Below are 11133 nucleotides of genomic sequence, written 5' to 3'. Positions count from 1 at the left end.
CGCAACTCCAAGATAACAGTGGTGGGCTTGTTGGCCCTTTTTGTTTCTAAACGGTCACGCAGATCGGCGATGAACCATAAAAATGGGATCGGGCTACCACCGCGATGCGGCCATCCAGTGGTTTTGCGCACGCAGGTCTTCGAGATGTTCTTCGAGTAGGCACCCAGGCCGGGCATCGGCCTAGTGTGGCGCCTGCATGCGGAGATGCGACGCGCGCAGCGTCTGGCTGGGCAGCACGCCGAACAGCCGGCGGTACTGCATGGCGAACCGGCCGATGTCCCAGACCCCGAAGCGCATACAGATGCTCGTGACCGTCTCGCCTGCCTTGGCATGCTTCAGCGCCTGGCGCGCGTGGTGCAAGCGGTGGAGCACCAGGTACCGGTGGGGGCTGATGCCGACGTACCGGTTGAACACGTTGCGAATGGTACGTTCCGAGGCACTGGTAGCTGCGCACAGATCTTCAAGCAGGATGGGCGTGTGCCGCGCCGCTGCCAGCAAGTCCATGGCCTGGCTCAGGATGCGCCGGTGATTCTGGTGCCTGGCAGTGTCGGTGCTACGCGCGGCTAGCGGCAGCAGGGTGTTGAACGCGAGCCGGAGGAGTTCGCTGCGTGCGGTCTGCTCGCCAGCCGGGTGATGCAGTTGGGCAGGCTGGCGATCATCGATGAAGAGCAGGCGCTGGGTCAGCGCAAGCAGGGCGCCCAAGCTTGGACCGCCGGTCAAGACAAGATTGCGGGCGAGCAATGACAAGTCGGCATTGTCTGCGTATGTCGCCATCCACCGGCAGACGAGCTCGCATGGCATGGAGATTGTCATCCAGCTTGCCGGGCGGCTGGCGTCGATATGGAACATGCGGTCCGGCGCCATCCAGCCGATTGCACGGCGGTCGAACCGGCGCCCGTCGACCACCGTGCATTCATGTCCGCTCAGCGGCAGGAACAGGTTGAAGCATCCCGGCATGCCTGCGCCACTGTAGATCGTCGCGGCGCCTTCCTGTCCAGCCATCAAGGCAACGCCATTCAGCTCGAGCACACGCAGGCGCCAGTCCCGTCGCTGCGCCGAGCGCAGCATGTACCGGCCGTTTACGCCATACAGTGACGCTTCGAATTCATCGAACTCCGCATAGCTGGCGTTGGTCATCGTCACCCTCTTGCGCTCAGGTGGATTGGAGTGCCCTGCGGCGGGATGGCTGACACCTGGCGCAGGCTCGGCAGGCGCCATCCGATTTGCCGATTTTACGTAGCGTCTGGCCAGAGTCCAGGAGAATAATGGCCGTCACCGCGATGGTTGCCGACCGTGAAGCAGGCTGCCATGCCGCCAGCGCACAGGCTGGCGACGATCGCACACATCGGGTCCTCGAGCCGCCGCGGGCTTTCCAATCCCCTTCAGACGGAGCAAGCCATGGGAACGATTACAACCAGGGACGGGACCGAGATCTACTTCAAGGACTGGGGCGCGGGGCAACCAATCGTCTTTCATCACGGCTGGCCCCTGACCGCCGACGACTGGGATGCCCAGCTTCATTTCTTCCTGGCCAGGGGGTTCCGGGTCATTGCGCACGATCGCCGCGGCCACGGCCGCTCCACCCAGACCGCCATCGGCAATGAGATGGACACCTACGCCGCCGACGTGGCCGCGCTCGTTGCGCACCTCGACCTGAAGGACGCTGTCCATGTCGGCCACTCGACTGGCGGCGGTGAAGTGGCACGCTATGTCGCGAAGCATGGCGCCGGGCGCGTGGCCAAGGCGGTCCTGATCGGTGCCGTACCGCCGATCATGGTCAAGACGGACGCCAATCCGGGGGGCTTGCCGGTGGAGGTGTTTGACGGCTTTCGCGAGCGGGTAGCCACCGACCGCGCCCAGTTCTACAAGGAAGTGCCGGTGCCCTTCTATGGCTACAACCGCGATGGCGCGAAGGTCTCGGAAGGCGTGAAGGACAACTGGTGGCGACAGGGCATGATGGGCGGGGTCAAGGCCCAATACGATTGCATCAAGGCATTCTCGGAAACTGACTTCACCGAAGACCTGAAGGCGATCGACGTGCCGGTGCTGGTCATGCACGGCGACGACGACCAGATCGTGCCCATCGGGGCCTCGGCCCCGTTGAGCGCGGAGCTGCTGCGCAACGGCACCCTGAAGGTCTACAAGGGCCTGGCGCATGGCATGTGCACGACCCATCCGGATCTCATCAACAACGATCTGCTGGCGTTCGTGCAACGCTGACCAGTGTCGCAGAGGCACGATTGCCAGTGCCAGGGAGGACGATCATGACAGGCCCCGCCTACACCAGCGAGTCCACCGGGCTTCTGCTGGTGGATCCGTACAACGATTTCCTGAGCGAAGGCGGCAAGCTGAACGGCCTGGCCAAGCCGGTGGCGGACAAACTCGGGACGCTGGCAAATCTGCGTACGGTGACCAGCGCGGCGCGTTCGCGCGGCATACAGGTGTTCTACGTGCCGCACCATCGCGCCCGCCCGGACGAGCATCTCGGCTGGCAGCACGCCAGCCCCTACCAGCTCGGTGCCAGCCGCGCGCAGGTCTTTGCCGAAGGCACCTGGGGCGGGGACTGGCATCCTGATTTCCGCCCCATGGCCGGCGACGTGATTGTCCATGAGCACTGGGGCGGCAGCGGCTTCGCCAACACGGACCTGGATTTCCAGCTCAAGCAGCACGGCATCCGGCAGGTCGTCCTGGTGGGCTTGCTGGCAAACACCTGCATCGAAGCCACGGGGCGGTTCGCGGCGGAACTTGGCTACCACGTGACCCTGGTGCGGGACGCGACCGCGGCATTCTCGCCGGAAGCCTTGCACGCCGCGCATGAGATCAACGGGCCCACGTTCGCGCATGCCATCCTGACCACCGCCGCATTGCTCTCCGCGCTGGGCGCGCGCTGACGGGGAATTGCGCTACATTGACGGCTGCCCGCATGGGCAAAACCCCCGCATAACAGGAGGCATCATGGGCGAGTACACATCGATCGACGTAGCGGACGGCAGCTTCCGGGCCTACCTTGCCAGGCCGACATCAGCGGCCAACGGCAAGGCCATTGTGGTGATCCAGGAGATCTTCGGCATCAACGACGACATGCGTGCCACCTGCGATCATTTCGCGCAACACGGTTTCACCGCCATCTGCCCGGATCTCTACTGGCGCCAGCAGCCGAACGTCGAACTCACCGACAAGAGCGATGCGGAATGGCAGAAGGCCCTGGCGCTCTACCAGGCCTTCGATGTCGATGCGGGCGTGGGCGACCTGGATGCGACCATCCAGTTCACGCGGCGGCTGGACGACATTACCAGCGGCGTGGGCACGGTCGGCTACTGCCTTGGCGGACTGCTGGCATTCCTGACCGCAGTCCGCACCAATGCCGAAGCGGCTGTCTCCTACTACGGCGTCGGCATCGACAAGCATCTCGGCGAGGCCGCGACGTTCACCACGCCGCTGCTGATGCATATCGCCGAGGAAGATGAATTCGTGCCGCCGGAAGCGCGGGCGCGGATCGTCGCGGCGCTGTCGGACAAGCCCAATGTCGAGATACACACGTATCCCGGCTGCATGCACGCCTTCGCGCGAAACCAGGGCGTCCACTATGTCGCCGACGCCGCCGAACGGGCCAATGCCCGGACGCTTTCATTCTTCCAGGCTATGCCATAGCCTGCGCCGCAACCACGCTCCGTCCGGCGGGACCGGGAACGGCGCCGTTGCGGTCCCGTTCCGGTCGTACCGTGTCGCGCATGAGGCGACGCGATTAAGCCCGCAGGCGACCCTCAGTCTCCAACGGGCGAAAACTATCCTGGCTTGGCGCCTGACCCGATGATGAGTTCAAGCTCGGTCTTGAAGCCTTCACCGACGTCGAACTGCTTAAGGCATTCATAAACCTCGTTCCAGGCCCTCAATCTCGCCGCGACGTCGAGGTCCGCTACCACAGCCCGGTATGCCCCGGCGGCTTCCTGCATCAGTTGCAGAGCATCGGACGCGCTCGGCAAGACGAGCTGCGCTCGAACATGCTGTGTTTTCACATCGCCAAGACCGCTGTCGTTCATCAGGCGCTCCATCACGCCATCGCCTCCCAGTGCGAAGATTCCAGGTTGTCCGGGGGCGGGCGGAGACTTGCCCGCGTGGCGTAGAAGGATCGCCATCGGCTGGGCCATAAAGGGATTGTTGGCCGGCGTCGTGAAGACCAGCGCCGCGAAACGCGCACCAGGCTTGAGTACGCGTCGGACAGATTCCAATGCCTCACCAGGTGACGGGAAAAGCATCAATCCCAATCGACACATTGCCGCGTCGAACGGCGCCAGTGTCTCGTCCAATTCGTCTACTGCGCATTCCAGCGTTTCGATATTCTGAAGACCGGCACGAGCGGCATTTCGGCGGACATGCTCCAGCATGGTGCCCGATATATCACTGGCGACCACTTCGCCGCCGGCACCCACACGCATCGCTGCCTGGATGCTCTGGCTGCCGGCACCGCAGGCCAGATCGAGAACGCGCATGCCCGGCCGGATACCGGCCATATCGATGAGCGTGTCCGTGGCGCCCGAAAGATTGGTGGCAAACACATGCTCCCACTTCGCCCAGCCGGGTGCTGCCGACTCCCACGTATTGCGAAGATTGAATTTCACGCTGCTGTCGGTCATCTGGAGACTCCCTCAGGACGCCGCCTGTACAGGAGCATTGTAGTGCGCAAGCGATGCGTGCGGCCCTCGTCATCCAGCGCCCGCAAGTTGGCGGCTTCCACGCAGAAGGCTTACGTTCTGCGCACATTTGGAGGCTGTGCCAGTGAGTGACCGCCTTCCTGAACGACTCCAACAGTTGAGTGGACACTCGATCGGCATCCTAAAAGAAAAAACCGCAGCCAAAGCTGCGGTTTTTTCATCCTGCTAGCACCCTACCCGCTTAAACTTCCTCATACAGCGGCAGCGTCAGAAACTCAGCAAAATCCTCCGACGTAGACATCTGCTCAAAAATCTCAGCAGCCCGGTCATAGGTCTTGGTATCGCCACCCACCAGTGCCTTCACCTTCGCCAGCTCTTCCGGAATCAGCTTGCGCACCAGCTCGGCCGTCACCTTGGTGCCGTCTTCCAGCTTGCCCTTCGGCGAGCGGATCCACTGCCACACCTGCGAGCGCGAGATCTCGGCAGTAGCAGCATCTTCCATCAGGTTGTGGATCGGCACGCAGCCGTTACCAGCCAGCCAGGCGCCCAGGTAGTGGATGCCGACGTTGATGTTCATGCGCAGGCCATGCTCGGTGATCGGCGTTTCCGGCTTGAAGTCGAGCAGGTCGGCGCCCTTCACTTGCACGTCGGGGCGTTGCTTGCCGAACTGGTTGGGCTTGTCGCCCAGCACTGCCACGAATTCCTTCATGGCCGGCTCGACCAGGCCCGGGTGGGCAACCCAGCCGCCGTCGTAGCCGTCGGTGGCATCGCGGCGCTTGTCGCTGATGATGCCTTCCATGGCGATGGCGTTCTTCTCCGGATCGTTCTTGATCGGGATCAGCGCACTCATGCCGCCCATGGCGGGAGCGCCGCGGTGGTGGCAGGTCTTGAGCAGCAGCAGCGCGTAGGCACGCATGAACGGCGCGGTCATCGTGACCTTGGCGCGGTCGGCCAGGCAGAAGTCCTTGTCGTTCTTGAACTTCTTGATGCACGAGAAGATGTAGTCCCAGCGGCCGGCGTTCAGGCCAGCGCTGTGCTCGCGCAGTTCATACAGGATTTCGTCCATCTCGAACGCCGCCAGGATCGTTTCGATCAGCACGGTGGCCTTGATGGTGCCTTGCGGCAGGCCGATCTCGTTCTGCGCCATCACGAAGATGTCGTTCCACAGGCGCGCTTCCAGATGGCTTTCCATCTTGGGCAGGTAGAAGAACGGGCCGGCGCCGCGGGCGATCTGCTCGCGGGCGTTGTGGAACAGGAACAGCGCGAAGTCGAAGATGCCGCCCGAGATGCGCTTGCCGTCGATGGTGACGTGCTTCTCGTCCAGGTGCCAGCCGCGCGGACGCACTTGCAGGGTGGCGATCTTGTCGTTCAGCTTGTATTGCTTGCCCTTGGACTCCAGGGTCAGCGTGCGGCGCACGGCGGCCTTCAGGTTGACCTGGCCCTGCAGCTGGTTGTGCCAGTTGGGGGTGTTGGAATCCTCGAAGTCGGTCATGTAGCTGTCAGCGCCCGAGTTGAAGGCGTTGATGACCATCTTGGCCTCGACCGGGCCGGTGATTTCCACGCGGCGGCATTCCAGGGCCTGGGGGATCGGGGCAACCTTCCAGTCGCCTTCGCGGATGCTCTTGGTTTCCGGCAGGAAGTCGGGGATCTCACCGGCGTCCAGGCGCTTGGCGCGTTCCACGCGCGCGGCCAGCAGTTCCTGACGGCGCGGCTCAAAGGCGCGGTGCAGCTTGTCTACCAGGGCCAGGGCTTCCGGCGTGAGGATATCTTCGTAGGCCGGCAGGATCTCGCCGGTAATCTTCATGCCCGCGGGCAGCGTGATAGCCATCAGTCTTCTCCTGTGATCGATAGCGGTAAGGCTTGGTTGAAGGGACCCTGCTACACCGCCACGCCACGGACGCGGACGAATTCAAGCAGGTCGTTCATGTCGTGCCCGGTGCCGGAGGGGGCTACGTCGAGCCGCTCCGCCGGATGGCCGGCACGGTTGATCCAGAACGTGGTGTAGCCGAACCACGTGGCGCCGCAGGCGTCCCAGCCGTTGGACGAGACAAAGAGCATCTCTTCGGCGGGCAGGCTGAAGGCTTGCGGCCCCAGCGCGTAGGCGGCCGGCGCGGTCTTGTACTGGCGCACGGCGTCCACCGACAGCACGTGGTCGAACAGGCCATGCATGCCGGAGCTCTTGACCGAGATGTCCAGCATCTCGGCATTGCCGTTGGACAGGATGCCCAGCGGCAGCCCGGCGCGGCGCAGGCGCTTGAGCGCTCCCAGGTTCTCCGGGAACGCGGACAGGCACGCGTATTCCTTGAGCAGCTGCGCCTCGGCGGCTTCATCCAGTGTCAGGTTCAGGCGCTCGGCGGCGTAGCGCAGCGCGTCCACGGTGATCGCCCAGAACGGCTTGTAGCGCGAGCCATCGGGGGCGGCCATGGTGCGGATGCGCGTGTAGTCGATCTGCCGGTCCCGCCACAGCAGCGCCAGCGCCTCGCCGCGGCCCGGGAACAGTTGTTCCGCGCGCGCGGTGACGGAATACACGTCGAACAGCGTGCCATAGGCATCGAAGACGACTGCGCGGATCTTGTTCATGAGGGCCTGGGCAACCTGCAACGGTACGGGCGACTGGGTGGATGGACGAGCAGACCACAGTTGCGTGGCTCTGTACACCATTGAATGCATCGAATTGTAGGGAGACGCTGCAGTGCGGCAAAGTGGTCGCGGGTCACTTGATCTTTTACTTTTAGGCAACTAATCTTGGCTGACTAAAACAAAACTCCGCACCAAATCCTCCTCACTGCCGGCCATATGGACGCAACGCCACCGCTTGCGTGACCGTGCCGGCACACCGCAGGCACATCAGGCAAACATTTGTGGACCACTTCAAACAACTGGAGACCTTTGTATCCGTCGCGTCGCGCGGCAGCCTTTCCGCAGCGGCGGCGGCTGAAGGCGTGGCGCCGGCCATCATCGGGCGGCGCATCGACGCGCTGGAGGAGCGCCTGGGCGTCAAGCTGCTGGTACGGACCACGCGCAAGATCAGCCTGACCTTTGAAGGCTCTGCCTTCCTGGAAGACTGCCAGCGCATCCTGAACGACCTGCACAATGCCGAGGCCAGCGTCTCGGCGGGCGGGGTCAAGGCCAGCGGGCACCTGCGCGTGACCGCCCCGGCGGGCTACGGCCGCAAGCACGTGGCGCCGCTGGTGCCACTGTTTATTGAGTCGCATCCGGATGTGTCGATCACGCTGGACCTGTCTGACCGCGTGGTCGACCTGGTCAATGAAGGCTTCGACTGCGCCATCCGCCTGGGCGACCTGCCCGACTCCAGCCTGGTATCGATCCGGCTGGCCGAAACGCGCCGCGTGGTGGTGGCCTCGCCCGAGTACCTGGCGCGCGCCGGGCGCCCTATGGCGCCGGAAGACCTGCAGCGCCACAACTGCCTTGCCTTTGGCGCCAGCGCCAATGTGCAGCGTGGCTGGGTGTTCCAGGAGGAAGGCCGCGCGGTCACGGTCAAGGTCGGCGGCACCATGGAATGCAGCGACGGCGCGGTGCTGCATGAGTGGTGCCTGCAAGGCAACGGGCTGGCGTGGCGCTCCTGGTGGGAGGTCGGCAGCGAGATCGCCAGCGGGCGGCTGGTGACGGTGCTGGACGAGTTCCAGGCGCCGCCGATCGGCATCCATGCGGTGTTTCCGCAGCGCAAGCACCTGCCGCTGCGGGTGCGGCTGTTTATCGATCACCTGAAGAACACCTACGGCAACCCGTCCTACTGGCGCCGGGCCGAACAGGCCGCAGCCCCCACGCCGGTCGCCGAGGTCCTGGCGGACTGAAGGATAGGCGCCTGCCGGTGTGCTGAGACGCTTTCATTGCAATTGATTCCGCGCAATGCCCTTCTCGGCACACTGACTACAATGGATTCGTGACAGGCGCTTACCGGCGCCCCGGCATCCGCCGATGCCAGCTGGCTGCCCTGCCCCGATCCCTAGTCAGAAAAGGAGCCCCGCATGTTCCAACATATCCTGCTACCCACCGACGGCTCGGAACTCTCCAAGAAAGCCATCAACGGCGGGCTGGAGCTCGCCAAGGCCATCGGCGCGCGCATCACGGCCTATGTCTGCCTGGAGGAGTACCCCTACACGCCGTTCAGCGAAATCGTGGTCGAAGCCCCGCAGGCCTTCAAGGACCGCATCGAGAACCAGGCCAAGCTGTATCTGAAAGAGGTCGAGAACCTGGCCACGGCGGCGGGCGTGACCTTCGACGCCGATATGTCGACCTTTGCGGTGCCCTACCTGGGCATCATCGACGCGGCCGAGCGCCATGGCTGCGACGTGATCTTCATGGCATCTCATGGCCGGCGCGGGTTGTCCGGCCTGCTGCTGGGCAGCGAGACGCAGAAGGTGCTGACGCATACCGACATCCCGGTGATCGTCTACCGCTGACCCCCGGGCGCACAGCGCCAGCAAAGCAAAACCGCCCGCACCGGCATGACCGGTGCGGGCGGCTTTTTGCTTGCGCAGGCCGCTTACGAAGCCTTGCTGATGCGCTGCTCGATATGCTTGGCGCGGTCTTCCGAGCCCGGGTGCGACGAGAACATGCCGGACTTGCCGCCGTCCAGCTTGGCCAGTTTCTGGAAAGCCGTCACCAGGCCACGCGTGTTGGCATTGTTCTTGGTCAGCAGGTCGAAGGAATAGTCATCCGCCGCGCTTTCCTGCGACTGCGAGAACTGCGCGTTGATCAGCTTCTCGCCCAGTTCGCCCAGTTGCGACTGCGACAGCGCCGCCACCGCGCCGTTGCCGGCAGCAGCAGCCGCGCCGCGTGCCGCCGTGGCGGTGTAGGCGACCTGCATGGCCTTCTTGGTGTGGCCCAGCGCCACGTGGCCCAGCTCATGGCCCAGCACGCCGCGCACTTCATCGTCGGTCATCATGTCCATCAGGCCGCTGTAGACACGCACGCAGCCGTTGGCCATGGCCCAGGCGTTGACGTCCTTGGTCATGTAGACCTTGGCGTTGACGTTGGGCACGTCGCTGTTCTTCAGCCCGCTCATGATCTTGACCAGGCGCTTGCTGTAGGTGGTGTTGGCAGCGGCGATCTTGTTGGTCTTGTCCGATTCAGCGCAGGCCTGGTCGGACAGGCTCTTGACGTCGGCATCGGACAGCGTGGCAGCCTTGGCCAGCGAAGTGCCGGCGCTCATCACGCCATCGAGATTGGTGGGCATGCCGCCGGAACAGCCGGCCAGCAGTGCCGCCGCGATGGCGCAGGAAGCGAGCGAGAGAGATGCTTTCATGATGTTGTTCTTGGTGGGTAGCTCGGAAAGTGCCGATAAAGGCCACGGCACTTTAAGCCATCTCTCTTACGGCGGGAATCACCCAAATGCCGCAACTTGGCAAAAGTGACAATTTATTGCGTTTCAGCAAATTCGAGCCCGCCGCGGGCCCAGTGCTTCGATGTCGGCTCAAGCGGGACCGCCCCCCAACCTGTTCGCAGGCAATCACTGCTTGCGACTGCCATCTCCCGCGTCGCTGCCGCCAATCTTGACATCTTGTGGGGGTAGTGACCGGGGCAGCGCTGACGCCGCCGCGTCCCCAATCGCCTCGATCTCCCGCGCGACTTCGTGCGCGCGGGTCGATAGTTGATATTTGAAATATCCAAAAGCGACAAGAGCCGCAAGCGCGTATGCGGTGACTGCCATCCAGACTGGAATACCCCACAGCGGCCGGAAGTTCCGTTCTTTGGAGACTTCCAGATCGCCGGATAGTGCATCCCGCACCGGCGGACGTTGTGACTTCAATAGTTCGTAGAGCTTCTGCCGGATATGCTCATGCTGCCGGTCTCCCCCAGTTTCCACCCGATAGCGGCCCATGAATCCAAGGCTTATGACGAGATAAAACAACTCGATCAGGTCGCATTTGCCGTGCGGGTCCTCAATGGCGCGGGCCAGCAGTTGGTAGACCTTGATGCCGCCTTCGCGGTCTCCGTGGAACTGGCTGGATAACGCCATCTGTGCCCAGACGCCGGTGCCGTCTTTTCCGCCGCCCCATTTCGAATGCTGTGCCGCCTCGTCCAGTGCCGAACAAAGCGTGTAGCTTGCAATGGTGATATGGTCGGGCTCGATGTTCGCCTGATGGCAAAGCGTCTTGAATGCGTGAACTTCTCGCTCCAGCAAGGCGCGCAACTGCTCCACCTGCCTGCGCCGAAGCTTCATCTTCGGCTTCAGGTCACACATCGCCCGCAGTAGTGGTCGAGCTGCCTCATGGAGCGGATTGCGAGCGGCCTGGATGGCCTTCAGTCGCTTCGCCAGCATGGCGTCATCGTAGGGGGCGACCGTGACCGGTTCCGCATCCTTGCCCTGGATAGCCGCATCGATGTCCTGGGCGGATTTCCGCTTTGCCTTCGGCTTCTCCCTGGGGCTCGGTGATGGCTTGCCGCCCGGTTGGCCGCCCTGTTTCGGCAACCAGGATGGGGCTTTGCGAGGGGTGGGATTAGTCTCCAACATGGA

General features: G+C 63.6%; 11 protein-coding genes. 5 read left to right on the top strand and 6 right to left on the bottom strand.

The features are described 5' to 3' along the window. Positions 1–180: 180 nt before the first annotated feature. A complete protein-coding gene (locus AC3WQZ_RS26665) occupies positions 181–1137 on the bottom strand; it encodes a helix-turn-helix domain-containing protein (RefSeq protein ID WP_439668006.1) in 957 nt (318 codons plus the stop codon). Positions 1138–1398: 261 nt separating this feature from the next. Here AC3WQZ_RS26665 and AC3WQZ_RS26660 point away from each other — a divergent pair, with 261 nt between their 5' ends. The 3 genes from AC3WQZ_RS26660 (at position 1399) to AC3WQZ_RS26650 (ending at position 3651) form a co-directional block, all read left to right on the top strand. Beyond that, positions 1399–2220 (top strand): alpha/beta fold hydrolase, encoded by an 822-nt coding sequence (locus tag AC3WQZ_RS26660; RefSeq protein WP_010810529.1) that lies wholly within the window; start codon positions 1399–1401, stop codon positions 2218–2220. Positions 2221–2264: 44 nt separating this feature from the next. Next, positions 2265–2891, top strand: a complete 627-nt coding sequence (locus AC3WQZ_RS26655) for a cysteine hydrolase family protein (RefSeq protein ID WP_492301557.1) — start codon at positions 2265–2267, stop codon at positions 2889–2891. 64 nt (positions 2892–2955) lie between these two features. Beyond that, the gene (locus AC3WQZ_RS26650) at positions 2956–3651 is read left to right on the top strand and encodes a dienelactone hydrolase family protein (RefSeq protein ID WP_439668007.1); all 696 of its coding nucleotides are present in this window, start codon (positions 2956–2958) and stop codon (positions 3649–3651) included. 134 nt (positions 3652–3785) lie between these two features. Here AC3WQZ_RS26650 and AC3WQZ_RS26645 read toward each other — a convergent pair whose 3' ends face one another. From AC3WQZ_RS26645 to AC3WQZ_RS26635, 3 genes are all read right to left on the bottom strand, one after another. Next, entirely contained in the window at positions 3786–4634 is an 849-nt protein-coding gene (locus AC3WQZ_RS26645; RefSeq protein WP_439668008.1) for a class I SAM-dependent methyltransferase, read from the bottom strand. Positions 4635–4893: 259 nt separating this feature from the next. Continuing rightward, positions 4894–6480: a malate synthase A gene (gene aceB / locus AC3WQZ_RS26640; RefSeq protein WP_454749115.1), complete on the bottom strand. Its 1587-nt coding sequence runs from the start codon at positions 6478–6480 to the stop codon at positions 4894–4896. Positions 6481–6530: 50 nt separating this feature from the next. Then, positions 6531–7232: a haloacid dehalogenase type II gene (locus tag AC3WQZ_RS26635; protein WP_010810524.1), complete on the bottom strand. Its 702-nt coding sequence runs from the start codon at positions 7230–7232 to the stop codon at positions 6531–6533. A 281-nt stretch (positions 7233–7513) separates the two neighbouring features. On the opposite strand from AC3WQZ_RS26635, the gene AC3WQZ_RS26630 reads away from it, so the two are divergent. Further along, on the top strand, positions 7514–8467 hold the full coding sequence (locus AC3WQZ_RS26630) for a LysR family transcriptional regulator (protein ID WP_010810523.1): 954 nt from the start codon (positions 7514–7516) through the stop codon (positions 8465–8467). Between the two features lie 174 nt (positions 8468–8641). Beyond that, positions 8642–9076: a universal stress protein gene (locus AC3WQZ_RS26625; protein ID WP_010810522.1), complete on the top strand. Its 435-nt coding sequence runs from the start codon at positions 8642–8644 to the stop codon at positions 9074–9076. A gap of 83 nt (positions 9077–9159) precedes the next feature. On the opposite strand, the gene loiP is transcribed toward AC3WQZ_RS26625, so the two are convergent. Further along, positions 9160–9921: a metalloprotease LoiP gene (loiP, locus tag AC3WQZ_RS26620; RefSeq protein ID WP_439668011.1), complete on the bottom strand. Its 762-nt coding sequence runs from the start codon at positions 9919–9921 to the stop codon at positions 9160–9162. A gap of 204 nt (positions 9922–10125) precedes the next feature. Continuing rightward, entirely contained in the window at positions 10126–11130 is a 1005-nt protein-coding gene (gene icmH, locus AC3WQZ_RS26615) for a type IVB secretion system protein IcmH/DotU (RefSeq protein WP_439668012.1), read from the bottom strand. Positions 11131–11133: the final 3 nt, after the last annotated feature.

It is taken from the genome of Cupriavidus sp. FW305-26 (assembly GCF_058787975.1).
This window is presented reverse-complemented; position numbering and strand designations above follow the sequence as displayed.